This window comes from Rathayibacter sp. VKM Ac-2803 (assembly GCF_009807175.1).
Classification (GTDB): Bacteria; Actinomycetota; Actinomycetes; order Actinomycetales; family Microbacteriaceae; genus Rathayibacter.
In genome coordinates this window covers 3,861,215-3,884,048 of the sequence record NZ_WUCD01000001.1, presented here as the reverse complement: position 1 = coordinate 3,884,048, position 22,834 = coordinate 3,861,215, and the positions used below count along the sequence as shown (strand labels likewise).

The window sequence follows — 22,834 nt, the reverse complement described above, 5'->3', positions numbered from 1 at the left end:
CGACCGCCTCCGGACCTCCTGCCGCCGCCGGGTCCGCGAGCGCACCGCGGAATCGCGTGCCAAGCGATTCCGCGCAGCGAACGCAACACGCTCTGCGGTGCCCGGCTGTCTCGAGAAGCCGACTGCGGGAGGGGCGGCGGGGACGCCCCTCCTAGAGAGTGCTGCCCACCGCGATCGCCTGGGCCTCGACGGCCGAGGGCTCCTCGCCGTGGGCGTCCGCCCGGGCGAGCGTCTTCCGGCCCAGCAGCACGATCAGCGACGCGACCAGCACGGCGCCGGCGGCGGCGTACATCGGGAACGCGGGCGAGATCGCGGCGGCCAGGGCGGAGGCGGCGGGCGGCGCGATCGCTCCGCCGAGGAACCGGACGCCCGAGTAGGCGGAGGAGGCGACGGAGCGGGGCAGGTCGGTCGCCTCCATCACGCACTCGGTGAGCACGGTGTTGACGATGCCGAGCAGCAGCCCGCCGACGATGATGCAGACGATGAGGCCGACCCGCGACGAGATCGCCAGCCCGCCGGCGACGAGGTCGAGGGCGAGCAGCACGAGCACCGAGCGGAGGACCACGGTGCGGGGCAGGCGCCGCGTGAGCAGCGGGGCGACGAACACCGAGGTGATCGCGACTCCGAGACCCCAGCCGAAGAAGGTGAAGCCGAGGCCCATCTCGTCGAGCCCCAGCGGGTACGGCGTATAGGCGAGCAGCACGAAGAAGCCGATGTTGTAGAAGAGCGCGGCGCCCGCGAGGGTGCGGATCGCCGGGACCTTCAGCGCGGCGAAGGGGGCGGACAGCGGGGTCGGAGTGGGCCGCGGGCCGTCCTCGCGGAGCAGCGTCGCGATCGCGATGAAGCCGATCGCCATCAGCACGGCGGTGCCGAAGAACGGTCCGCGCCACGAGACGCTGCCGAGGAGCCCTCCGAGCAGCGGGCCGATCGCGATGCCGATGCCCAGCGCGGCCTCGTAGAGCACGATCGCGGCCGACGAGCCCCCGCTCGCCGCCCCGACGATGGTCGAGAGCGCCGTCGCGATGAAGAGCGCGTTGCCGAAGCCCCAGCCGGCGCGGAAGCCGATGACGCCCTCGACGCTGCCGGCGGTTCCGGCGAGAGCCGCGAAGACGACGATCAGCACGAGCCCGATCATCAGCGTCTTCTTCGCGCCGATGCGCGTCGAGATCCAGCTGGTGAAGAACATCACGACGCCGGTGATCACGAGATAGCTCGTGAACAGCAGCGAGGTCTCGGTCGGAGTCGCCTCGAGGCTCTCGGCGATCGCCGGGAGGATCGGGTCGACCAGGCCGATGCCCATGAAGGCGATGACGGCGGCGAAGGCGACGGCCCAGACGGCGAGCGGCTGCTTCAGGATCGAGCCGCCGGCGGCGGGGGAGTGCGGGGATGTCACGGCGTGGGGCCTTTCTCGGGGGAGGAGGAGCGGGTGCGGGCGACGCGGGTCTCGACGATCGAGGCGGCGCGCTCGAGGGCGCGGCGGTCGTCGTCGTCGAGGTCGTCGAAGAGCGGAGCGAGGGCGCTCTCGAGGCGGAGGCGGTGCTCGCCGAGAGCGGCGAACCCCTCCGCGGTGCCCTCGATCAGCCAGGCGCGGCCGTCGTGCTCGTCGTGCACGCGGCGGATCCAGCCGGCCTCGTCGAGGCGGGCGATGATGCCCGTCATCGTCGGCTGGGTGACGCGGACGCGCTCGGCGAGCTCGCCGAGGCGGACGGGCGGCGAGGTGCGCAGCTCGGCGAGCGTCGACCAGACCGCGCCGGACTGGGCGCCGAGCCCCGTGGCGCCGCTCGACCGGCCGGCGAACCGCGCGAGGGCGGTGGCGGCGGAGGCGAGGCGCACGGGGGCGCTGGAATCGGGCACGTCCATAAACATAGCACGCCTATGTAATTCTGGGAGTGAGGCGTCGAGAGCAGAGCACTGCCCATCTCGACACTCTCTGTGACAAAATGACTCGCAATCCCTCGTTCAACGCGGCGATCACCGATGGAAAGAGTTGTCATGTCCCGAATCGAGACGCACCGGACAGAGCACGAGTACGACGTCGTCGTGATCGGAGCGGGCGCCACCGGGCTCACCGCAGCCCTGCGCCTGCACGAGCAGGGCCGCAGCGTCCTCGTCCTCGAGGCCCGCGACCGCGTCGGCGGCCGTCTCGAGACCCGGGTCGTCGACGGGCAGATGCTCGAGCTCGGCGGGCAGTGGGTCTCGCCCGACCAGACCGCGCTGCTCGAGACGCTCGACGAGCTGGGCCTCGCGACCTACTCCCGGTACCGCGAGGGCGAGAGCGTCTACATCGGCTCCGACGGGCGCGCCCGCCGCTTCACCGGCGACATCTTCCCCGGCACCGAGACGACCGAGTCCGAGATCTCGCGCCTGATCGAGCTGCTCGACCGCCTCGTGGCCGAGACCGATCCGGCCGCGCCGTGGGCGCATCCGCTCGCCCACGACTACGACCGCATCAGCTTCAGCGCGTGGCTCGAGCAGCAGACCGACGACGCGGAGGCGCGCGCCAACATCGCGCTCTTCGTCGCCGACGCCATGCTCACCAAGCCTGCGCACTCGTTCTCACTGCTGCAGGCGCTCCTGATGGCGGCCAGCGCCGGAGGCTTCAGCCACCTCGTCGACGCCGACTTCATCCTCGACAAGCGCGTGCTCGGCGGCCTGCAGCGGGTGCCGGAGCTCCTGGCTCAGCGGCTCGGCGTCGAGCGCGTCGTGCTCGGCGCGCCCGTCCGCTCCGTGCACTACGCGGAGGACGGGGTCGAGGTGCGCACCGAAGACCGCACCGTGCGCGCCCGCCGCGCGATCGTCGCCGTGCCGCCCAACCTCGTCAACCGCATCGCGTTCGAGCCGCCGCTGCCGCGCCTCCGACAGCAGTCGCTGCAGCACCAGTCGCTCGGCCTCGTGATCAAGGTGCACGCCAGCTACGCGACGCCGTTCTGGCGCGCCGACGGCCTCTCGGGCACCGCCTTCAGCCCGCACGCGATCGTGCACGAGGCCTACGACAACTCCAACGCGGGGGAGGAGCGCGGCACCCTCGTCGGCTTCGTCTCGGACGAGAAGGCCGACCGGCTGCTCGCTCTGCCCGAGGCCGAGCGCAAGGCCGCGATCCTCGACTCGCTCGCCGCCTACTTCGGGCCGGCCGCACTCGATCCGGTCGTCTACTACGAGAGCGACTGGGCCGCCGAGGAGTGGACCCAGGGCGCCTACGCCGCCAGCTTCGACCTGGGCGGGCTCACCCGCTACGGCGCGCTGCAGCTCGAGCCGGTCGGCCCCCTCCGCTTCGGTTCGAGCGACCTCGCGGCCGAGGGCTACCAGCACGTCGACGGCGCGATCCGCGTCGGCCGGCGGCTGGCGCAGGAGATCATCGACGAGGACGGCGCGAGAATCGCTCCGGCCCACCACCGCGAAGGAGCACTGCCCGCATGAGCACCCACTACGCCGTGATCGACCCGGCCTCCGGCGCGACCCTCAGCGAGTACCCGACCGTCACCGACGGCGAGCTCACCGACGCGATCGGAGCCGCCCACGACGCGTACTCGACGTGGTCGCGCACCGTGCCCGTGGCGACCCGCGCCGCCCTGATCGCGCGGGTCGCCGACCTGCACGTCGAGCGCGCCGACGCCCTCGCCGAGATCATCGTGCGCGAGATGGGCAAGCCGCTCGAGCAGGCCGCGGGCGAGGTCGGCTTCGCCGCCGACATCTACCGCTACTACGCCGACAACGGCGAGACGTTCCTCGCCGACGAGCCCATCGAGCTGTCGGACGGCACCGGCTCCGCGTTCGTCCGTCGCGCCGGCCTCGGCGTGCTGCTGGGCATCATGCCGTGGAACTTCCCCTACTACCAGGTCGCCCGCTTCGCCGGCCCGAACATCGTCGCGGGCAACACGATCCTGCTCAAGCACGCGCCGCAGTGCCCGGAGTCGGCGGCCGCGATCGCCGACATCTTCCGCACCGCGGCCGAGGAGCTGGGCGCTCCCTCCGGCGTCTACGTGAACCTCTACGCGACCAACGACCAGGCCGCGACCGTCATCGCCGACCCGCGGGTGCAGGGTGTCTCGGTCACCGGCTCAGAGCGCGCCGGCGCGGCCGTCGCCGAGATCGCCGGGCGGCACCTCAAGAAGGTCGTGCTCGAGCTCGGCGGCTCCGACCCGTTCATCCTGCTGTCGACCGACGACCTCGACAAGGCGGTCGAGGACGCGGTCGCCGCCCGCCTCGACAACAACGGCCAGTCGTGCAACGCCGCCAAGCGCTTCATCGTCATCGACGACCTGTACGAGGCCTTCGCCGCCAAGTTCACGGAGGCGTTCACCGCGGCCCAGCCGGCCGACCCGTTCGCCGAGGGCACGCTGCTCGGCCCGCTCTCCTCCTCCGCCGCCACCTCGCGCCTCGAGCAGCAGCTGACGATCGCGCGCGAGCAGGGCGCGACCGTGCGCGCGAGCGGCGAGGTGACGGGCAACTTCTTCCCGCCCGCCGTCCTCGAGGACGTCACTCCCGAGATGAACGCGTACCGCGAGGAGTTCTTCGGCCCTGTCGCCGCCCTCTACCGGGTGCGCGACGAGGACGAGGCGATCGCCCTCGCGAACGACACCCCGTTCGGTCTCGGCTCGTACCTCTACACGACCGACTCCGAGCAGGCGCTGCGTCTCGCCGACCGGATCGACGCGGGCATGGTCTGGATCAACCTCGTCCTCGGCGACGCCGTCGAGCTGCCCTTCGGCGGCGTGAAGCGCTCGGGCACCGGCCGCGAGATGGGCCGCAGCGCCCTCGAGGAGTTCGTCAACAAGAAGCTGATCCGCATCGCGTGAGGGTGACGCGGAGGCGTCGACTCGGCGCGTCTCGCCTCGCCGTCCACGCTGGTCGAGCAGCCCCGCAGGGGCGTATCGAGACCCACCAGCGTCAGCAGATCAGGCGTCAGCCCTGACCTCCTGACGGACGTGGATCTCGACACGCCCGCTCTACGGGCTACTCGACCAGCGAGGGGTGCGGCAGCACGAGCCGCCCGGGGCAACCCCGCGCGCACCCGCCGAGGGCTGACTAGTGTCGAGGGGCGGCGCCCGCCGCCGCCTCGTCACCCCGGAAGGCCCCCTCCGCATGCGCGTGTTCGGCTGCCCCCACTGCGAGGCCCGCGTCGAGTTCGAGGACGCGGTGTGCCTCCGCTGCCGCACCGCGCTCGCCTACGACCTCGACCGCGACGAGCTCGCCGAGGCCTCGGGTCGGCAGCTGTGCCGCTACCGCGACACCATCGGCTGCACCTGGCTGGCGGAGGAGGGGACGGGCGGCGCCTGCGCCTCCTGCGCCCTCACCGGCGTCCGCCCCGCGGTCTACGACGCGGCGACCCTGAGCCAGCTGACCGTCGCCGAGTTCGCCAAGCGCCGCCTCGTGCGCCAGCTGCACCACCTCGACCTGCCCGTCGAGCGCCGCCGCGGCTCCACGGGGCTCACCTTCGAGCTGCTGTCGTCGGCGCAGGGACAGCATGTGACGACGGGTCACGCCGACGGAGTCGTCACCGTCGACCTCTCGGAGGGCAACGACGCGCACCGCGAGGCCCTCAAGGCGCGCCTCGGCGAGCCGTACCGGACGATGCTCGGCCACTTCCGCCACGAGATCGGCCACTACTACTGGCAGCTGCTGGTCGAGGGCACCGATCTGATCCCGGCGTTCCGGTCGCTGTTCGGCGACGAGCGCGCCGACTACGCGGCGGCGCTCGACACGCACTACTCCGGAGCCTCGGGGAGCGAGGACTGGGCGCGCGAGCACATCTCGCAGTACGCGACGACCCACCCGTGGGAGGACTTCGCGGAGACCTTCGCGCACTACCTGCACATCGCCGACGCGCTCGAGACGACCGCCTCGGTCGGCATGACCATCGCCGGTCCGTGGGGGCGCCTCCCCGACTCGCTGGTCGGCAGCGTGCACGCCGTCGGTGCCGACCGGGTCTCGACGCTCGAGATGCCCGAGATCCTCGGTCGCTGGCACGGCTTCTCGCTCGCGCTCAACAGCGTGAACCGCTCGATGGGCAAGGACGACCTCTACCCGTTCGTCATCACTCCGGTGATCGCCGAGAAGCTGGCCTGGGTGCACGAGCTGGTGCGCCGCTCGGCCTGACGCCCCTCAGCCGACCTCCGGCTCGCAGAATCGCGTCCGGCTCGCGGGATCGGGCGGTTCTCGCGAGCCGAACCGGTTTCTGCGAGCCGAACGTTCTCCGGAGTCGACCTCCGGCTCGCAGAATCCTGTTCGGCTCGCGGAATCGGGCGATTTCGACGAGCCGAAGCGGATTCGACGAGCCGGAGGTCGCACGGAAGGCGCGCGTCAGAGCGCGGCGGGCTCCGGACGGGCCGCGACGGCGCCGCTCCGCCTCGCGTCGAGCCGGCCGAGCCGACCCGCCTCGGCCAGCCACGCCTGCCGCCGCTCGGGAGTCGAGTCCTTCACCGGCCCGAGCCGCGTCGCCCGCACCGGCCGGATCCCGCAGAAGCGCAGCGTCGTGCGCCTGACGTGCCGCACCGTCGTGTCGCCGACGAGCGGCAGGTACCAGCGCGGAGAGTCGGAGGTGACGATCACGCGTCCCGTCCGCCCGGTGAGTAGTCCCTCCGGTAGGCCGTTCGGCCGCGTGCGGTAGGCCCGGCGCGGCAGCAGCACCCGGTCGAAGAACCCCTTGAGCACGGCGGGCACCGAGCCCCACCAGACCGGTGTCACGACGACCACGTGCCGCGCCTCGAGCAGCAGCAGCCAGGCGCGCTCCAGATCGGGCTCGAGCTCCTGCCGGCGGGTGTAGCCGAAGCGCATGTCGGGGTCGAACGCGAGGTCGCGGACGGCGAGGACCTCGGCGTCGCCGTGCTCGTCGGCGTACCGCCGAGCGAGGGCGGCGCAGAGGGAGTCCGGATTCGGGTGTCCGTCGATGATCAGGGTGTGCACGGTGCCTCCAGTGATTGATGCCGATCTGGATGTCGCCCAGAATATGGACATCGCCCAGAATGTGGACAGTGCCCACATCGACGACTCCGACGCTAGAGCTACGATGTTGCTCGTGTCAAGATCACCCAGCGCCTACCACCACGGGAATCTCGCGCCCGCGCTCGAGGCCGCGGCGTTCGACCTCCTCCGCACTCAGGGGCACGCCACACTCAGTCTCCGCGAGGTCGCGCGGGCCGCGGGCGTCAGCCACAACGCGCCCTACCACCACTTCGGCGACCGCACCGCGCTCCTCAAGCGGCTGAGCGAGGTCAGCATGGCCGAGCTGCTCGCGGCGCTGACCGGGGCGCAGGAGCAGGCGGCCGGGCGCTCGGCGGAGTCGAGCGCGGTGCTCATCGGAGGCGCCTACGTCGGCTACGCGGCCCGGCACCCCGAGCGCTTCCGCGTCATCTACGACCCCGAGGTCTGCGTCCCGGGGTCGCCGAGCGGCGCGATGGCTCCGCTGATCGACGGGGTCGAGGCGGTGCTCGCCACCGCGACCGCATCCCTCCTGCCGGCCGACGCCTCCTCCGCCGCGGCCGCCGCCCTGACCACCGCCGTCTGGGGTGCGGTGCACGGTCTGGCCGAGCTCGTCGTCGCGGGCCACATCACCGAGGCGGAGGTGGAGCCGGCGCTGCTCGCGCTCCTCGACCGCCGCTGACGTCGATCCGCCCGCGGATCATCAGCTGAGCGGCAGGGGTCTCCGCTGTGGGGCGAGGGACCGAGCTCCTGGCTGATGCTCTGCCGCCGTCACTGCCCGACGCGGCCGTCGACGCACTCGCGGAGCAGGTCGGCGTGCCCGCAGTGCCGCGCGTACTCCTCGATGCGGTGCACCAGCAGCTCGCGGATCGCGATGCCGTCGCGCCCGACCCGCTCGCCGAGATCGGGGTGCTGGGCGATCGCGGCGTCGGTGTCCCGCTGCTCCCGCTGCAGCGACGCGAGCGCCTCGTCCACGACCGCCTGCTCGCCGATCGCGCCGTCGAAGTCGTCGTCTCGGCCTCCGTAGAGCTTCGAGGGAGGCGCGTCCGTGCTCAGCCAGCCGCGCCAGTCCCGCTCGACCTCGGCCAGATGGCGGAGGAGTCCGAGCAGCGACATCGTCGACGGCGGGACCGAGCGCCGGGCCAGCTGCTCCGGAGTGAGTCCGTCGCACTTCATGATCAGCGTGTGGCGGTAGGCCGAGAGGTAGTCCTCGAGGGTCGCCGGCTCGCCGTCGGGGCTCGTCCCCTCGCGAGGGTCGTCCTCCGGGTCGGTCCACATGTCGGGCTGCGTCGTCGCGCGGGTCCACCGCTCGGGCTGGTCGCTCATGCGTCCATCCTGCGCCTCCGGACGGGAGCTGAGACGGCCCAGCGCCCGGTGGGCGCCCACTCGCGGCACGGTCCGACGCGACTGGACGCCCACCGGGCGCGGCGGGCCGTCGGAGACCCGTCCGGCGTCCACTCGGGCACCGAGCCGGCCGGGCCGACCGCAGGGCTCAGCCCACCGTCGACAGCACACCGCTGATGATCACGGCGATGATCGTCGTCCACGCGACGATCGCGATGCCCTGCCAGACCAGGATCCGCCCGCGGCCGACGCCCGCCGCCGCGAGCATCGAGGCGGTGAACTGCGTCGGCAGCAGCAGCGGCCCGAGCAGGCTCACCCCGGGGACCCCGTAGCGCTCGAACGCCCGCTGGAACTTGGCCTTGCGCGGCGAGACCGCCGGCCGCTCCGGTGCCCCGCCCGCCATGGCCGGCACCCGCGTGCGGTTGACGACCGCCTGCCGTGCTCCCGAGCTCAGCAGCACCACGAGGGCGACGCAGGCGAAGTTGCCGACGATCGCCGCGAGGACCGCGATGACCGGGTTCACCCCGCCGATGATGCCGATGGTCGCGGCGCCCTCGCCCTCGACGAACGGGACGGCTCCGGCCGCCGCGACGATGAGGGGCTGCACGATGTCGGGCACCTCGGCGACGAGGTCCTGGAAGGTGGTGATGACGCTCATGACGTTCTCCTGCTGGTCGGGGACCGGGTGGTCCGTCTCGTGAGTGACTCCAGTCCACCGGGGTCGCGGATCCGCGGGAAGTGCCCGTCCGTCACCGCCTCCCGGGTGCTTCGCACCTCGGACCCGTGACTTCTGTCACGCCCGTAGGGTGGCCTCGTGATCACCCGGACCGAGCCCGTGAGCGATGCCGAGCGGACGGCGCGCGGCACCCTGCAGCTGACCCGCAGCATCACCGCGACCTGGTGGTACACCGCCGGCGGCATCCTCTTCTTCGGCGTGATCCTGGTGCTCGTCTGGGTGCCGGCGCTCATCCTCTCGAGCCGGGGGACCGCCGCCGTGCTCGTGGTGGGCGTCGGAGGCGTCGTCTGGACCCTCGCGCAGGTCCCGCTGCTGCTCGACTACCGCAACCGGCGCGGAGAGCCGCTCTCGGTGCGCCGGCGCACTGCGTGGGCGCCGCTCGCCGTCGCCGTCGTCTACGGCGTCCTCGGCGGGGTCGCCTCGGGGATGTGGACCATCGCGGTCCTCCCGGTCGTGCAGATGCTCGTGCTGCTGCCCTGGGCCCCCGGCCTCCGCCGCCGGATCGTGCTCGCCGGGACGCTGCTGCTCGCCGCCCTCTGGTTCATCGATCTGCCCGTCGCGCCGCTGACCGACGAGGGCGTGAGCAGCGCGCTCGTCGGCTTCTACTCGATCGCGCTGCCGTGGATGTCGGTGCTCTCGCTGTGGTGGTGGGACGTGCTGGTCTCGCTCGATCAGGCCCGTGCCTCCGAAGCGCGGCTCGGCGCCACGCAGGAGCGGCTGAGGGTCGCGACCGATGTGCACGACCTGCAGGGGCACCACCTGCAGGTGATCGCCCTGCAGCTCGAGCTCGCCGAGCGCCTGATGGCGCACGATCAGGAGGCGGCGCTCGCCCAGCTGCGCGCCGCCCGCACCAGCGTCGACGAGGCGCGGCAGGGTACGCGCGACCTGGCCACCCGGTTCCGCTCCGTCCCGCTCGGCGACGAGCTGGCCAACGCGGTCGATCTGCTGCGCGCGGCCGGAGTCGCGGCGGAGGCGGCCGTCGACCCCTCCGCCGATCTCGCCCCGGCCGACGTCCTCGGGCCGGTGGTGCGCGAGACGACCACGAACGTCCTCCGCCACGGCGGCGGCAAGTGGGCGCGGCTGTCGCTGCGACCGGAGGCGGGGGCCTGGCGGTTCACGATCGAGAACGACGCCGAGGCGGCGCCCGTCGAGGCCGACAACGGCGGCGGGGCGGGGCTCGAGGGCATCGGCCGCCGGGTCGCCGAAGCCGACGGCTCGCTGGAGGTGCAGCACGGGGCCCGGTCGTTCACCGTCGTCGTGACGGTGCCGGTGGCGGGGGCCGCACGATGATCCGCGTGCTGATCGCCGACGACGAGGCGATGATCCGCTCGGCTCTGGCGTCCCTCCTGGGGCTCGAGGACGACATCGAGGTCGTCGCGCAGTGCGCCGACGGCGAGGAGGCGCTCGTCGAGGCCGCCCGCCTCGCCCCCGACATCTGCCTGCTCGACCTCGAGATGCCGGGGCTCGACGGCGTCGACGTCGCCGAGCGCCTGGTGCGCACGGTCGCGACGCGCTGCATCGTGGTCACCCGCCACGCTCGGCCGGGAGTGCTGCGGCGGGCGCTGGCCTCGGGGGTCTCGGGGTTCCTCCCCAAGTCGCGGGATGCGCACGAGGTCGCCGAGGTGATCCGCCGGGTCGCGGCGGGCGGCCGCTACGTCGACCCGGAGGTCGCGGCCGACGCGCTCAGCGACCAGCGCTGCCCGCTCACCGATCGCGAGCTCGACGTGCTCCGCGCGGGCCGCCGCGGCGAGACCACCGGCCAGATCGCGCGCGCCCTGTCGCTCGCCCCCGGCACTGTGCGCAACCACGTCTCGGCCGTGCTGGCGAAGCTCGCCGTCCGCACCCGCCAGCAGGCCGTCCTGCTCGCGGAGGAGCGCGGCTGGCTCTGACCGCGGCCTCCCGTCCGCTCGCACGACGCGAGGGAACCCGATCCGTCGAGGTGGCCACGGAGTACTGGCCCCCTCGACGGTCTGGGGATCCCGCGGTGGAGCCGCCGCCCTACTTCTTCTTCAGCGACGACTCCTTGTGCGCGGCCTTCGCGTCGGTCTTGTCGCTCTGGACGATCCAGTACGGCTCGTCGTCCGAGGCCTTGAACGTCTGGCCCTCGAACTGGAACTCCTTCGTCCTCTTCTCGACGAGCTTCCCGTGGGTCTCGCCCTGCGAGGTGTTCCAGCTGATCTTGTCGCCCTTCTTCATGAGGAGCGTCCCTTCTCTCAGTGCCGCGGAAACGCGGTCGTGGCATCGCGCGGGAGCGCGATCGTGGTGGTGACGTCGACGATCGCCGGGGCGGCCGGCGCCGAAGAGAAGCCGAAGCGCACGGGAGGCGACAGCGGCCGGAGCGACCCGAGGGCGACCCCGTCGAGCGACGCGTCGACCCCGAGCACGCGGCGGATCGTCCGCACTCCGTAGTACTCGCGGCGGCCGTTCCCGGCCGATCCGGACGTGCTCACTCCGCGCACGAGCAGCGAGGCGGCCGGCGAGATCGCGGTCAGCCACGCGGGGTGCTCGGCGATCGCGCCCGGCACGATCCGCAGCAGGCGCCCGAGCGGAGTGAGCCCCCCGAGCCGCAGCGCCGCATGCAGCGGGCCGGCCGAGACCGACAGTCCGCCGTCGACCCGCCGCCACGAGACCGGTGCCACCCGCACGTCGTCGAAGGAGTAGGTCGAGGCGATGAACTCGGCGACGTCGTCCGAGGGGGCGATCAGCATCCGGTGCCCGTCGCCCCGCTCGATCATCGCGTCCGCGAAGGCGCCGTACGGAGTCGACTCCCAGAGCCCGAGCACCACGCGGGTGCCCGAGGCCGTGCCGAACCCCGCGATGCGCCCGCTGAAGCGCAGCCGCCGCGAGGCTCGGCCGGGCATCAGGCGGCCGAGCGCAGCAGCGTGAACGAGCCGTCGCGCACGATGAGCGTCGTGACCTCGCCCTCGACGACCTGGCCGGGATCGCTCGAGGACGCGAGCACCCACTCCTTGCCCGGCGCCTCCGGGACGGTGAACTCGACCCCGTTCTCGGCCGCGTTCATCAGCAGGGCGAAGGAGTCGCTGCCCTCGTGGGTGAACACGAAGGTGATGGAGCGCGCGTCGGGGTTGTCCCAGTCCTCGTCGGCGAAGCCGTTGGCATCCGAGCGGAGGATGTCGACCGCGTCGGGGCCGCCCTCGCCCGGAGCGCGCCGGAACCACTTCGGGCGCAGGGCGGGCTCGGCCGCGCGCAGCGCGATCAGCTCGCGGGTGAAGGCCAGCAGCTCGCGGTCGGCGTTCTCCCAGTCGAACCACGAGATCTCGTCGTCCTGGCAGTAGGCGTTGTTGTTGCCGCCCTGGGTGCGGGCGATCTCGTCGCCGCCGAGGATCATCGGCACGCCCGCCGAGAGCAGGAGCGTCGCGAGGAAGTTCCGGCGCATCCGATCGCGGCGCTCGTTGACCGCCTCGTTCTCGGTCGGTCCCTCCGCACCGTTGTTGGAGGAGCGGTTGTCGCTCTCGCCGTCGTTGTTGTCCTCGCCGTTGGCCGCGTTGTGCTTGCGCGAGTAGGCGGTGAGGTCGGCGAGGGTGAAGCCGTCGTGCGCGGTGACGAAGTTGACGCTCGAGACGGGGGAGCGCTTGTCGGCCTCGTACACGTCGGGCGAGCCGAGGATCCGCTGCGCCGTCGTGCCGAGCACCGAGTCGGCGCCGTGCCAGAAGTCGCGCACGTCGTCGCGGAACTTCCCGTTCCACTCCGACCAGTCGGCCGGGAACCCGCCGACCTGGTAGCCGGCGGTGTCCCACGGCTCGGCGATCATCTTGACCGGTGCGAGCACCGGGTCCTGCGCGATCAGGTCGAGGAACGCGCTGTGCACCTCCGCCTCGCCGGTCTGACGGGTCAGCGTCGTGGCGAGGTCGAAGCGGAAGCCGTCGATGTGCATCTCGGTGACCCAGTAGCGCAGCGAGTCCATGATCAGACCGAGCGCGGCGGGGTGCGCGACGTTGAGGCTGTTGCCGGTGCCGGTGGTGTCGAAGTAGTTCGCGCGGTCCTCCTCGACGAGGCGGTAGTAGGAGCCGTTGTCGATGCCCTTGAACGAGAGGGTCGGCCCCTTGTCGTTGCCCTCGGCCGTGTGGTTGTAGACCACGTCGAGGATGACCTCGAGGCCCGCGTCGTGGAACGCCTTGACCATGGCCTTGAACTCGTCGACCTGCGAGCCGTCGTCGCCGGCGTGCGAGTACTCGTTGTGCGGCGCGAAGAAGCCGAGGGAGTTGTAGCCCCAGTAGTTGCGCAGCCCCTTCTCCTCGAGGTGCGAGTCCTGCACGAACTGGTGCACGGGCAGCAGCTCGACCGAGGTCACGCCGAGGTCGGTGAAGTGCTTGATCGCGGCGGGGTGGCCGAGCGCGCGGTAGGTGCCGCGGATGTCCTCGGGGATGTCGGGGTGCAGCTTCGTGAAGCCCTTCACGTGCACCTCGTAGATCACGGTCTCCTCGAGCGGGATGCGCGGCGCGACGTCGCCGCTCCAGTCGAAGGAGGTCGGGTCGGTGACGACGCAGCGCGGCACCGCCGCGGCGTCGTCGGCGTCGTTGCGCTTCTCGGCGTCCTCGTAGAACTGCCCGAAGACGTCCTCGGACCAGGTGTAGGAGCCCTCGATCGCGGTCGCGTGCGGGTCGAGCAGCAGCTTCGCGGCGTTGTGGCGGAGGCCGTTGGCGGGGTCCCAGGGGCCGTCGACGCGCAGGCCGTAGCGGGTGCCGACCGTCATGCCCTGGACGATGCCGTGGAAGACGTGGCCGGTGCGCTCGGTGAGCGTGACGCGGGTCTCGGCTCCGGAGTCGTCGAAGAGGCAGACCTCGACGCTGTCCGCGGTCTCGGAGTAGAGGGCGACGTTGGCGGACTCGCCGTCGCCGCGGAGGGAGACGCCGAGCGGATAGGGGAAGGAGCGGGGAGAAGCGGGCATGCGACCATCCTGACGGGGCGCCTCCGGGCGCTTCGCATCCTTGCCCGCACGGCTCGCGCCCGGTAACCTTCCGGACCCCTTCCGCGGAGGGATCTGTCCGGTGTCCGGGACTCTGCGGAGCGAGGGGGTCCGACGGGATCCGCCGCTTCGCCTCTGCGGTGGGGGCGAGAAGTGCCGGATGCCGGCGCCGGCCTCGCATCGGTTCGACGGAATCCGCCGCTTCGCAGCCGTGATGGGGGCGAGGAGCGTCCAGCGGAGGCGACCTCGCGGCCACAGCGGGTTCGCGGATGCCCTCCACTGGCGTCCACGCGCCCCGAGGGCATATAGTCAGCCGGCTGACTAAATCGAGGAGAGGCTCCGGCATGCGCAATCGCAGGTGGATCGGACTGGTCGTCATCAGTCTCGGCGTAGCGACGATCATCGTCGACTCGACCATCGTGAACGTCGCGATCCCGTCGATCGTCGCCGATCTCGGCATCACCTCGACGCAGGTGCAATGGGTGCAGGAGTCGTACACCCTCGTGTTCGCGGCCCTCCTGCTCGCCTTCGGCACCCTGGCCGACCGGTGGGGCCGACGCCGGATGCTGATCATCGGCATCTCGCTGTTCGCCCTGTCCTCGATCGCCGCGGCGTTCGCTCCCACCGGCGACCTGCTGATCCTCTCGCGGGTGGTGCAGGGCGTCGGCGGCGCGATGGTGCTGCCGACCACGCTGTCGCTGATCAACGCGACCTTCCGCGGACGCGAGCGCGCCGTGGCCTTCGCCGTCTGGGGCTCGACCATCGGAGGCATGACCGCTGTCGGTCCGCTGCTCGGCGGCTGGCTCACGACCGACTTCTCGTGGCGCTGGGCTTTCGGCATCAACATCCCGCTCGGCATCGTCATCGTCGTCGGCGCGCTGCTCTTCGTCGACGAGTCGCGTCAGGCCGACGGCCGCCGGGTCGACCTCGTGGGCGCCCTGCTGTCGGTCGTCGCCTCCGCCGCGCTCGTCTTCGCGCTGATCGAGGGCCGCACGCTCGGCTGGTGGGGCGTCGACGAGCGCCTCTCGGCCGGCGACTGGAGCTGGCCGCTCGATCTCTCGCCGGTGCCGATCGCCTTCTCCGTCGCCGTGCTCGCCGGAGTCGCCTTCGTGCTCTGGGCCCGGGCGCGCGAGCGGGCGGGCCGCTCGGCGATGCTCTTGCTCGAGCTCTTCCGCCTCCCGTCGTTCCGCAACGGCAACGTGGCCGCGATGATCGTCTCGCTGGGCGAGTTCGGCATCATCCTCGCCCTGCCGATCTGGCTGCAGAACGTGCTCGGCTACTCGGCGGTGCAGACGGGGCTGGTGCTGATCGCCCTCGCGCTCGGCTCGTTCGTCGCCTCCGGGTTCGCGGGCGCCTACGGCAACCGGGTCTCGCCCGTGCTGATCGTGCGGGTGGGCCTCGCGGCCGAGATCGTCGGAGTCGCGGGCATCGGTGCCGTGATCTCCGACTCGACGCCGTGGTGGGCGCTCGTGCCGTTCCTCGCCGTCTACGGCTTCGGCGTCGGCCTGGCGACCGCACAGCTGACCGGAGTCGTGCTGCGCGACGTGCCGGTCGAGCGGAGCGGCCAGGGCTCGGGCACGCAGTCGACGGCGCGCCAGATCGGCTCGGCGCTCGGCATCGCAGTGCTCGGGACGGTCCTCTACGCCTCGACCGCCGCGACGCTCACGGCGTCGCTCGAGGGGCAGGGTCTGCCGGCCGCGCAGGTCTCGAGCACCGTCGACGCGGTCGTCGACTCCTCGGGCGCCGCCATCGCCGGGCTGGCCGCCTCCGACGCGACGGCCGACGTCGCCCGGGCGGCCGAGGAGGCGTTCTCGGACGGCACCCGATACGCCGCATTCGCCGCGGCGGGCTTCCTCGCGATCGGCTTCGCCGCGACCCTCTCCCTCGGGAGCGGTCGACCCGAGGAGGTCTAGGCCGTGTCGAACAAGATCCCGCGTGCTCCGCTCGTCCTCATCGCACGATCTGCGGCGTCGGGAATCTCGACCACTGCACCGCAGTGGCCTTCGATTCCCTCCTTGCAGCTCGCACGACCAGGCCGTGCTCGCGACGGCGGTCTCGTGCTCAACACGACCTGTCAGCTCAGCTGCGCCGAGTCGTCGGCCGTGAACACGATCTTCCCGTGGGTGCGGTCGGTGCCGGCGGCCCGGCGCTTCAGCACCTCGACGACGTCCTCGAGCGGATGCACGGCACCGGTCTCGGGCCGCAGGTCGCCGGAGGCGGCGAGCGAGACCGCGCGTCCGATCCGCTCGGCCGTCGCCGTGACGATCAGGTTCTGCACGCGCGGGCGGTCGCGGAGCACGACGCCCGCCGCCTGGGCGCCGAGTGCGGCGCCGCTGGGCACGAGGGTCGCGTAGCGGCCGCCGTCGGCCAGGAGCAGCGCCGCGTCGGACGCCGGCAGGTGCCCGGAGACGTCGACCACGACGTCGAAGCGGCCCGCGAGCACGCCGAGGTCGAGCGCCCGGTAGTCGTGCGGCTCGGCGCCGAGGCCCCGCAGCAGGTCGGCGGAGGAGGCGGAGCCGGTCGCGGCGACCGTGCACCCCGCGCGCACCAGCAGCTGCACCGTCGGGTCGCCTATCGCGCCGGAGCCGCCGCCGACGAGCACCCGCTCGCCCGCGTGGACCCGGAGCGCATCGACGAGGCCGATGGCCGTGCCTCCCGACATCGCGAGCGTCACGCCCTGGACGAAGTCGAGGGAGTCGGGCAGCCGGACGAGCGCGGTGCTCTTCGCGATCGAGGCGTCGGCGAAGGCGTCGCCGTCGCGGGTCATCCCGACGACACGGTCGCCGATCGAGACGCCGTGGGCACCCGGGCCGAGCGCCTCCACGGTGCCGGCGATGTCGAGTCCGAAGCCGAACGGGCGCCGCCGGCCGACCTTCATGATGCGCGCGCTGCCCGAGAGGATCTTCTCGTCGGTCGCGTTGATGCTCGCCGCGCGGGTGCGGACGAGGACCTCGCCGCGGCCCGGCATCGGCAGCGCCGCGGTCCGCCACGAGAGGACGTCGGGCCCGCCGAACCGTTCGTAACCGAGTCGTCGCATGGTGCTCCCGTTCGCCTGGGCCGCCGTCGCGGCTCCGCGCTGCTCGTCCGGCCTGCGCCGCTGTCACGGCTCCGGACAAGCCTAGGCGGTGGCGTGGGAGAGGCGCCCGAGCTCCGTGTCGACCCCTCGGGGCGGAGGGATCGCCGGTGCTACCGTGCCCCCATGAGCGCAGACACGAGTCCCGAGTTCTCCGGCTGGAACGGCGAGGGCCTGAGCGGTGCCGACCCGAGCGGCGCGGGCGGCGCCGGGGCCCCCGACGACGTGCAGCCCGCCGACGCCGAGGTCGAGGAGAGCACGACTCCCGACGAGAGCCGCGACCCCGATCACGGCTACGACCCGATGGCCGAGAGCGGCTCCGAGAACGCGGCCGAGGACGAGGTGACCGACTCCGAGGACGAGGAGGGACTGCTCGCCCCCGGCAGCACCGCGGAGGGCAGCGGCACCTCCCTGGGCGCCGTCCCCTCGGAGCACGTCGAGCCGCTCCGAGCCGAGGGCTCCGCCGGCCAGCTCGCCGACGAGCGCTGGCGCGACAACGGCGTCGACCCGCTCGGCTGACCCGGATCCCCCTGTCGAGGGGCTGCCCGATGTCCAGGAACTACCCCGGTGGCTCGGAGGAGTCCCTCCGGCGCGCCCCGTAGCGTGCCGGGAGCGCGGCCGGACCGGTCGCGCGGACAGGGAGTGCCATGTCGTTGTTCCTGAACCGCACCCGGGAGGTCCGCTGGACCCCGGATGAACGTCGGGCCCTCGCCGAGGCCGTCGCCGAGGACCGCGCGGAGCTGTGGCGCGGGATCGGCGAGCTCGATCGCACCGTCGTCGTCTCGACCGAGGATCCCGGAGTCCGCGGCGGCGCCCGATGGCCCACCGATCACCGGGCGTTCCTCCGCGTCGATCGCGGCGCCTCCGTCGTCCTCGCCACCGACGGCCTGAGCGACCCGTTCGACCGGCTCGCCCGCCCCGGCACCGGTCTGGGTCTCGAGCTGTGCCTCGAGACGTCCGCCCTGCGCGGAGTGCCGACGGCCGAGCTCTCGAATCACTGGCAGTTCCGTCTGCTCTACGAGTCGGCCCGGCTCGCGGCGCTGCAGGGCATCTGCTGCCGCGCCGGGATCGGCACCAGCCGGCTGACCGGCGTGGCCGCCCCCGGCTCCTGGACCGACGAGACCGGCGGTGTCGGGGTGCTCCTCGGTCTGCGCAGTGCGTGCCTCCCCGAGCGGATGGAGCTCGCGACGGGCCAGGCCGAGCTCGTGACCCTCACTCCGCTGTGGCCGGAGGAGTACGCGGTGGCGAGCGTCGACGCGGCGGCGTCCGCCGAGATCGCGGCGAGGCTCGGTGCACTGCCGTGCGACGAGCTCGTGCACACCGCGCGACCCCGCGTGGTCTGAGCCGGGCCAGGGCTCAGTCGCCCTCGGGCTCCGGCCCGACGATCATCTCTCCCGTGTTGTTCGCGCTCGCGACGAACTGCTCGATCCAGACGCGGTTGAGGCCGGGGCGCTTGCCCACCTGGAAGCGGAAGTGCAGCGGAGTCGTCGGGTGGATCCACACCGAGCTCCGGCCGAAGCCGGTCGCCTCGGGCTCCGACCACGAGAGGCTGAACGACTCGTTGCGGCGCATCTTGGTGAACATCGCGACCTTGAGATGCGCCAGAAGGCGGTCGTCGAAGTCGATCTCGAGTGATTGCGGCCCGTAGATCAGTCGTCCCATGCTGCCGAGCCTACCGATTCCGTCGAAGGGAGGAGAGACGACGAACGCCCCGCCGGCCGGATCCTGGGATCACGGCCGACGGGGCGTTCGCTGAGCTGGAGGGCTCGAAGTCGGAGAATTACTCGCCGACGCCGCGGATGTTCGCGGCCTGCGGGCCCTTGCGGCCCTGCTCGACGTCGTACTCGACGTGCTGGTTCTCGACGAGCTCGCGGTAGCCCTGCTTCGCGATGGCGGAGAAGTGCGCGAACACGTCGGCGCCTCCGTCGTCGGGAGCGATGAAGCCGAAGCCCTTTTCGGAGTTGAACCACTTAACGGTGCCAGTAGGCATGTCTTTTCCTTACGTGATGGTGACGCGGCCGGGGCCTACGTCGTCTAGATTCCGCACGAGTGTGCGGCACCCGACCGGCTCCGCCTCTGCGCGGATGAATCACGCGTCGGGAGGGAGTCGTTCGGGTAGTCACGGGGGCGGAGTGCGCTGCTCCCGAGGGAGGCAGGGACTCTGCGGGGGAGAACGTCCCGCGAGCCGACGGAGTCGGTGGGGCGGGGGTCGAACGAGGAACGGCGCGGCTTCCGCGGCGTCCTGTGAAGGGCGGTACCCGCGTGCGAGGCGGGCGTTCGAACCGTGCGATCAAGGCCTGAGCAGCAAGGCTCTGCGCCGTCGATCGCGGCGGTCTCTATCAGGGGCTGAGTCTCTTCGTCTTGCGACTTCTCAGCCGTGGAATTCGGGCGAATGCCCAGGAGATGTCTCCAGCCTACGCGATGGGAGCGGCCGAGCGCGACCGGGGGCCGCAACTCGGCGTCACGCGCCGCTCCGATGGTCCGGCTGGAGAAGGAGGAGTCAGCCCTACCGGAGAAGAGGAGTCGGCCCTGCCGGAGAAGAGGAGTCGGCCCTGCCGGCGCGGAGGACTCGAGCCGTCCGTGCCGTCGTCCTCGGCGATGTGCCACGATGATCCCCTGTCCACCGTCTCCGTGCCGTTGCACCGCAGGGAGCCTTCCTCGCCGAGGTCTCCGTTGCCCGCTCCGAGAACCCGCGGCCGATCGTCCGGCACCGCGCTCCGCCGCGAGCAGGCCGACGTCGGGATCGTCTGCGCCCGGCTGGCGGGCGGGATCTTCACCGCCGCCTCCGCCCTGCACCTGCCCACGCTCGCCCCGCCCGGTCTGGCCGCCGCCGCGCCGATGCTGATCCTGCTCGCGCTCGCGACCGCCGTCCTCCTCGTCGGGCGCCGCCCGGGCCGCGCCGGCGCCCGCGCTCTGGTCGCCGGCACCGTCCTCGGCTTCGCGGGTCTCGTGGCCGCGCTCGCTCCGGGGATCGACGGCACCGTGCCCGCCGTGATCGGGAGCGTCACGATGATCGCGTCGATGGCGGTGCCGTCGGCGCTCTTCGCGATCGGATCGGCACGGCGCCTCCCGCTGATCGCCCTCGCGGGCATCGCGCCCGTCCTCGTCCTGGCCCTCGCCGCCACCTGGGAGTCGGGCCGCGGGTTCTTCGTCGCCCTCTCGGTCGTCGTCTGCTGGGCGGTGCTCGCGGCCGCGTCGCGCTGGCTCGCCGCGAGCGTCGAGCGCGCGCACACCGGCACGGAGCAGCTGCGCACGGCGCACGCCGCCGAGCGCCGCTCCAGCGAGAGCGAGGCCCGGCGCCGGTACGACGCGCGACTGCTGCACGACACGATCCTCAGCACCCTCACCCTCGTCGCGCACCGCGGCGAGGGGGTCGCTCCCGACACCATGAGGTCTCAGGCCGCCGCCGATCTCGAGCTGCTCCGGCGCCTGGACCGGCCGGGAGCGCACGAGGCCGCCCCGGCCGGCTCGGAGCCCGTCCCGCTGCCCGGGGCGTTCTCCGCGCTCGGGCGGCGCTACGAGGCGGTCGGACTCGAGATCACCTGGCACTCGGTGAGCGGGGCGGGCGCCTCGGAACCCGCGTCGCTCGCCGGTCCGGCGCTCTCGGGCCCCGCGCTCGACGCGCTCGTGCGCGCCACGGGGGAGTGCCTCGAGAACGTGCGGCGGCACGCCGGAGTGCTCGCCGTCGACGTCACCGTCGCGGAGGACCCGCGGAGCGTCCGGGTCGCCGTCTCGGATGCGGGGAGCGGCTTCTCGCCCGGCGAGGTCGCCTCCGACAGGCTCGGGCTCGCCGAGTCGGTCGCCGCCCGCATCGAGGCCGTCGGCGGCAGCGTCCGGGTGTTCTCGGCTCCGGGGGCGGGCACGACCGTGCTGCTGAGCGTGCCGCGATGAGCCGGCGCGAGCATCCGGCCGAGGAGGGCACGCTCCTCGAGCTCGTCCGTGCGGCCGAGACCGGGTCGCGGACGCTCGAGTCGGTCCGCGACCGGATCAGGCGGACGCACCGGCTCACCGCGAGCTACTTCGGACTCGGCTTCGTCGGGATGGCGGTGCTCATCGTGATCCGGGGGCTGGCCTCGTTCCTCTGGGCCCTCAGCTCGTTCGCGGTCACGTGGCTGAGCGGTCTCGCCTGGCTGATGGTGATCGCGGGGCTCGTGATCGGAGTGACGATCGCGCTCCTCCGGCGGGGCGAGCTGCCGAAGGGGGTGCTCGCCCTCGTCCTCGCGCTCGACACGGCCGCGCTGCTCCTCGAGTTCTCCGACTTCGGTCTGGGGGACCCGTCGCGGACGTACTACCCCACGGTCTGCGTGGGCATCGGAGCGACGGTGATGGCGCTGATCTCGTTCCAGCCGCTCTCGCGCACCTGGGTGGCGACGGGCCTCCTGGTGGGTCTGAGCGGGATCGGGATGCTCCTGCAGGCGCTGGTCGACCACCGCGGTCCCGGTCTGGCCGTCACCACCGTCCTGCTCGCGCTCGCCCCCGTCGTCGTGTGCGTCTCGCTGATCGCGACCCTCGATCGCCGCGTGGACCGCGCTCTCGACCGCTCCATCGCCGACAGCGTGGTGGACGGGCCGGGCACCGGGCCCGGCAGCATCGCCTCCTCCGAGATCTCGAGGGTCGACGCGCGGATCGGCGACCTGCTCGGGCAGGTGCGGACCCGGCCGATCGACGACGACCTCGGCGAGCGGGCCCGGCGACTCGGCGACGAGCTGCGCACCGCGCTGGCCCGCAGCCACGACCAGACCTGGCTGGGCATCGCGATCGAGGAGTCGGCGCACCTGTCCGAGACGGTGTCGCTCGAGGATCCCGGGAAGCTCGCCGCGGCGCTCGGCCCTCCCGCTCGCGGGCGGCTGCTGTCGGTGCTCTGGCTGCTCTCGGCGCCGTCGGCCTCGTCGAGGCGCCCCGCGATCGGGCTCACCGTCTCGGGGGCCGAGGGCGCGTCGGCCGTGACCCTCGTTCTGGAGGCACGCGGCGTGCGGTCGCGCGACCTGGACGCGGCGATCTGGGGCATCCTGAGCGAGCTGGGCGACTATCGGGTCGCCGCGGTCGGCGAACGCACCACACTCCGCCTCGACCACGCCGTCGGACGGAGGACCTCGCCATGAGCGACGCCGAGGCGACGGGCGCGGCAGACGTCGCGGATCCGGCCGAGATCGCCGTCGCGATCCTCGACGACCACCCGATCCTCCTGACCGCCCTGACCGACTGGATCCACCGCTCGGAGTCGCGCATCAGCGTCGTCGCGACGGCGAGCCGCTGGATCGACCTGCTCGCGCATCCCGCTTTCCCCACCGACGTCGTCCTGCTCGACATCGACCTGGGCGACGACCTCGACCTCGCGATGAAGATCCGCACCCTGACCACCGCGGGCGCCGCGACGATCATCATCAGCACGCACTCGCACCCCGAGGTGATCGCCCGCGCTCTCGACGCCGGGGCCTGCGGCTACCTCGTCAAGAGCGAGCCGACCGAGGTCATCATCGACGCCATCCGCAGGGCCGCGGCGGGAGAGCGGGTGCCGACCTCCGGGGCGCAGGCGGCGGTGACCGGAGGCGGCGCGGGTCTCCTCAGCGCGCGCGAGCGGCGGATCGTCGGCCTCTTCGTCGACGGGATGTCGCTGAAGCAGGTCGCGAGCGCCCTCGGGATCACGCAGGACGCCGCGCGGAGCTCGCTCCGCAGTGCGCGCGCCAAGTACCGGATCGACGGCAGGAGCGTCAGCACGAAGATCGCGCTGCGCGCTCAGGCGCTGCGCGACGGCATCATCCGCAAGCACTGACGGCGCAGGGGCTTCGGTGGCCGCGCACGGGATGCGCGGTGGACAGGGCAGGTCTCCGGCCGG

At 72.6% G+C, this 22,834-nt stretch carries 23 protein-coding genes; 12 read left to right on the top strand and 11 right to left on the bottom strand.

The features are described from left to right. Positions 1 to 151: 151 nt before the first annotated feature. Together GRS96_RS18310 and GRS96_RS18305 are read right to left on the bottom strand one after the other, a co-directional pair. Positions 152 to 1,393 carry an MFS transporter gene (locus GRS96_RS18310; RefSeq protein ID WP_236553662.1) on the bottom strand — a complete coding sequence of 414 codons (1,242 nt, stop codon included), beginning with the start codon at positions 1,391 to 1,393 and terminating at the stop codon, positions 152 to 154. Further along, positions 1,390 to 1,854: a MarR family winged helix-turn-helix transcriptional regulator gene (locus GRS96_RS18305; protein ID WP_159989142.1), complete on the bottom strand. Its 465-nt coding sequence runs from the start codon at positions 1,852 to 1,854 to the stop codon at positions 1,390 to 1,392. The genes GRS96_RS18310 and GRS96_RS18305 overlap by 4 nt, the downstream gene beginning before the upstream one ends. A 138-nt stretch (positions 1,855 to 1,992) precedes the next feature. Here GRS96_RS18305 and GRS96_RS18300 point away from each other — a divergent pair, with 138 nt between their 5' ends. From GRS96_RS18300 to GRS96_RS18290, 3 genes are all read left to right on the top strand, one after another. Continuing rightward, a complete protein-coding gene (locus GRS96_RS18300; protein WP_159852968.1) occupies positions 1,993 to 3,417 on the top strand; it encodes a flavin monoamine oxidase family protein in 1,425 nt (474 codons plus the stop codon). Then, complete coding sequence (locus GRS96_RS18295; RefSeq protein ID WP_159852967.1) at positions 3,414 to 4,796, top strand: NAD-dependent succinate-semialdehyde dehydrogenase; 1,383 nt, start codon at positions 3,414 to 3,416, stop codon at positions 4,794 to 4,796. The genes GRS96_RS18300 and GRS96_RS18295 overlap by 4 nt, the downstream gene beginning before the upstream one ends. A gap of 286 nt (positions 4,797 to 5,082) precedes the next feature. Next, entirely contained in the window at positions 5,083 to 6,096 is a 1,014-nt protein-coding gene (locus GRS96_RS18290; protein WP_159852966.1) for a zinc-binding metallopeptidase family protein, read from the top strand. A gap of 204 nt (positions 6,097 to 6,300) precedes the next feature. On the opposite strand, the gene GRS96_RS18285 is transcribed toward GRS96_RS18290, so the two are convergent. Then, complete coding sequence (locus GRS96_RS18285; RefSeq protein WP_204162111.1) at positions 6,301 to 6,903, bottom strand: NAD(P)H-dependent oxidoreductase; 603 nt, start codon at positions 6,901 to 6,903, stop codon at positions 6,301 to 6,303. Positions 6,904 to 7,015: 112 nt separating this feature from the next. Between GRS96_RS18285 and GRS96_RS18280 the strand changes: the two genes are divergently transcribed. Next, positions 7,016 to 7,600, top strand: coding sequence for a TetR/AcrR family transcriptional regulator (locus GRS96_RS18280; protein ID WP_235021777.1), 585 nt, complete (start codon positions 7,016 to 7,018; stop codon positions 7,598 to 7,600). A gap of 89 nt (positions 7,601 to 7,689) precedes the next feature. Here the strand turns inward: GRS96_RS18280 and GRS96_RS18275 are convergent, their stop codons facing one another. Both GRS96_RS18275 and GRS96_RS18270 read right to left on the bottom strand, forming a co-directional pair. Continuing rightward, entirely contained in the window at positions 7,690 to 8,244 is a 555-nt protein-coding gene (locus tag GRS96_RS18275) for a DinB family protein (RefSeq protein ID WP_159852963.1), read from the bottom strand. Between the two features lie 166 nt (positions 8,245 to 8,410). Next, entirely contained in the window at positions 8,411 to 8,920 is a 510-nt protein-coding gene (locus GRS96_RS18270; RefSeq protein WP_159852962.1) for a small multidrug efflux protein, read from the bottom strand. Between the two features lie 156 nt (positions 8,921 to 9,076). Between GRS96_RS18270 and GRS96_RS18265 the strand changes: the two genes are divergently transcribed. Beyond that, positions 9,077 to 10,288 carry a sensor histidine kinase gene (locus tag GRS96_RS18265; RefSeq protein WP_236553661.1) on the top strand — a complete coding sequence of 404 codons (1,212 nt, stop codon included), beginning with the start codon at positions 9,077 to 9,079 and terminating at the stop codon, positions 10,286 to 10,288. Beyond that, positions 10,285 to 10,887: a response regulator transcription factor gene (locus tag GRS96_RS18260; RefSeq protein ID WP_068211397.1), complete on the top strand. Its 603-nt coding sequence runs from the start codon at positions 10,285 to 10,287 to the stop codon at positions 10,885 to 10,887. The genes GRS96_RS18265 and GRS96_RS18260 overlap by 4 nt, the downstream gene beginning before the upstream one ends. Before the next feature lie 109 nt (positions 10,888 to 10,996). Here the strand turns inward: GRS96_RS18260 and GRS96_RS18255 are convergent, their stop codons facing one another. The 3 genes from GRS96_RS18255 to glgX are packed head-to-tail and all read right to left on the bottom strand — an operon-like array spanning position 10,997 to position 13,907. After that, complete coding sequence (locus GRS96_RS18255) at positions 10,997 to 11,194, bottom strand: DUF2945 domain-containing protein (RefSeq protein WP_159852960.1); 198 nt, start codon at positions 11,192 to 11,194, stop codon at positions 10,997 to 10,999. A 17-nt stretch (positions 11,195 to 11,211) separates the two neighbouring features. Beyond that, positions 11,212 to 11,859 (bottom strand): hypothetical protein, encoded by a 648-nt coding sequence (locus tag GRS96_RS18250; RefSeq protein WP_159989140.1) that lies wholly within the window; start codon positions 11,857 to 11,859, stop codon positions 11,212 to 11,214. Next, positions 11,859 to 13,907, bottom strand: coding sequence for a glycogen debranching protein GlgX (gene glgX, locus GRS96_RS18245; protein WP_159989139.1), 2,049 nt, complete (start codon positions 13,905 to 13,907; stop codon positions 11,859 to 11,861). Before glgX ends, GRS96_RS18250 begins: the two co-directional genes overlap by 1 nt. Before the next feature lie 362 nt (positions 13,908 to 14,269). On the opposite strand from glgX, the gene GRS96_RS18240 reads away from it, so the two are divergent. Next, the gene (locus GRS96_RS18240; protein WP_159989138.1) at positions 14,270 to 15,838 is read left to right on the top strand and encodes a DHA2 family efflux MFS transporter permease subunit; all 1,569 of its coding nucleotides are present in this window, start codon (positions 14,270 to 14,272) and stop codon (positions 15,836 to 15,838) included. Between the two features lie 161 nt (positions 15,839 to 15,999). Here GRS96_RS18240 and GRS96_RS18235 read toward each other — a convergent pair whose 3' ends face one another. Beyond that, complete coding sequence (locus GRS96_RS18235) at positions 16,000 to 16,962, bottom strand: NADP-dependent oxidoreductase (protein WP_159852952.1); 963 nt, start codon at positions 16,960 to 16,962, stop codon at positions 16,000 to 16,002. A 162-nt stretch (positions 16,963 to 17,124) separates the two neighbouring features. Between GRS96_RS18235 and GRS96_RS18230 the strand changes: the two genes are divergently transcribed. Continuing rightward, entirely contained in the window at positions 17,125 to 17,517 is a 393-nt protein-coding gene (locus tag GRS96_RS18230) for a hypothetical protein (protein ID WP_159989137.1), read from the top strand. Between the two features lie 128 nt (positions 17,518 to 17,645). Beyond that, the gene (locus tag GRS96_RS18225; RefSeq protein ID WP_159989136.1) at positions 17,646 to 18,341 is read left to right on the top strand and encodes a hypothetical protein; all 696 of its coding nucleotides are present in this window, start codon (positions 17,646 to 17,648) and stop codon (positions 18,339 to 18,341) included. 13 nt (positions 18,342 to 18,354) lie between these two features. Here GRS96_RS18225 and GRS96_RS18220 read toward each other — a convergent pair whose 3' ends face one another. After that, positions 18,355 to 18,660, bottom strand: a complete 306-nt coding sequence (locus tag GRS96_RS18220) for a DUF7882 family protein (RefSeq protein WP_159852948.1) — start codon at positions 18,658 to 18,660, stop codon at positions 18,355 to 18,357. Between the two features lie 118 nt (positions 18,661 to 18,778). Next, a complete protein-coding gene (locus tag GRS96_RS18215; protein WP_055786246.1) occupies positions 18,779 to 18,988 on the bottom strand; it encodes a cold-shock protein in 210 nt (69 codons plus the stop codon). Between the two features lie 683 nt (positions 18,989 to 19,671). Here GRS96_RS18215 and GRS96_RS18210 point away from each other — a divergent pair. Genes GRS96_RS18210 through GRS96_RS18200 form a run of 3 tightly spaced genes read left to right on the top strand, consistent with a single transcriptional unit; the run spans position 19,672 to position 22,771 of the window. Continuing rightward, a complete protein-coding gene (locus tag GRS96_RS18210; RefSeq protein WP_159852947.1) occupies positions 19,672 to 20,889 on the top strand; it encodes a sensor histidine kinase in 1,218 nt (405 codons plus the stop codon). Further along, entirely contained in the window at positions 20,886 to 22,100 is a 1,215-nt protein-coding gene (locus GRS96_RS18205; protein WP_159852946.1) for a hypothetical protein, read from the top strand. Before GRS96_RS18210 ends, GRS96_RS18205 begins: the two co-directional genes overlap by 4 nt. After that, positions 22,097 to 22,771, top strand: coding sequence for a response regulator (locus tag GRS96_RS18200; protein WP_159852945.1), 675 nt, complete (start codon positions 22,097 to 22,099; stop codon positions 22,769 to 22,771). Before GRS96_RS18205 ends, GRS96_RS18200 begins: the two co-directional genes overlap by 4 nt. Positions 22,772 to 22,834 lie beyond the last annotated feature (63 nt).

Bases quoted from the DNA above. Each gene is read 5' to 3' on its own strand.
- GRS96_RS18300 (WP_159852968.1), top strand. From the start codon at position 1,993: ATGTCCCGAATCGAGACGCACCGGACAGAGCACGAGTACGACGTCGTC.
- GRS96_RS18295 (WP_159852967.1), top strand. From the start codon at position 3,414: ATGAGCACCCACTACGCCGTGATCGACCCGGCCTCCGGCGCGACCCTC.
- GRS96_RS18290 (WP_159852966.1), top strand. From the start codon at position 5,083: ATGCGCGTGTTCGGCTGCCCCCACTGCGAGGCCCGCGTCGAGTTCGAG.
- GRS96_RS18275 (WP_159852963.1), bottom strand. From the start codon at position 8,244: ATGAGCGACCAGCCCGAGCGGTGGACCCGCGCGACGACGCAGCCCGAC.
- GRS96_RS18270 (WP_159852962.1), bottom strand. From the start codon at position 8,920: ATGAGCGTCATCACCACCTTCCAGGACCTCGTCGCCGAGGTGCCCGAC.
- GRS96_RS18260 (WP_068211397.1), top strand. From the start codon at position 10,285: ATGATCCGCGTGCTGATCGCCGACGACGAGGCGATGATCCGCTCGGCT.
- GRS96_RS18255 (WP_159852960.1), bottom strand. From the start codon at position 11,194: ATGAAGAAGGGCGACAAGATCAGCTGGAACACCTCGCAGGGCGAGACC.
- GRS96_RS18250 (WP_159989140.1), bottom strand. From the start codon at position 11,859: ATGCCCGGCCGAGCCTCGCGGCGGCTGCGCTTCAGCGGGCGCATCGCG.
- glgX (WP_159989139.1), bottom strand. From the start codon at position 13,907: ATGCCCGCTTCTCCCCGCTCCTTCCCCTATCCGCTCGGCGTCTCCCTC.
- GRS96_RS18240 (WP_159989138.1), top strand. From the start codon at position 14,270: ATGCGCAATCGCAGGTGGATCGGACTGGTCGTCATCAGTCTCGGCGTA.
- GRS96_RS18235 (WP_159852952.1), bottom strand. From the start codon at position 16,962: ATGCGACGACTCGGTTACGAACGGTTCGGCGGGCCCGACGTCCTCTCG.
- GRS96_RS18230 (WP_159989137.1), top strand. From the start codon at position 17,125: ATGAGCGCAGACACGAGTCCCGAGTTCTCCGGCTGGAACGGCGAGGGC.
- GRS96_RS18225 (WP_159989136.1), top strand. From the start codon at position 17,646: ATGTCGTTGTTCCTGAACCGCACCCGGGAGGTCCGCTGGACCCCGGAT.
- GRS96_RS18220 (WP_159852948.1), bottom strand. From the start codon at position 18,660: ATGGGACGACTGATCTACGGGCCGCAATCACTCGAGATCGACTTCGAC.
- GRS96_RS18215 (WP_055786246.1), bottom strand. From the start codon at position 18,988: ATGCCTACTGGCACCGTTAAGTGGTTCAACTCCGAAAAGGGCTTCGGC.
- GRS96_RS18205 (WP_159852946.1), top strand. From the start codon at position 20,886: ATGAGCCGGCGCGAGCATCCGGCCGAGGAGGGCACGCTCCTCGAGCTC.
- GRS96_RS18200 (WP_159852945.1), top strand. From the start codon at position 22,097: ATGAGCGACGCCGAGGCGACGGGCGCGGCAGACGTCGCGGATCCGGCC.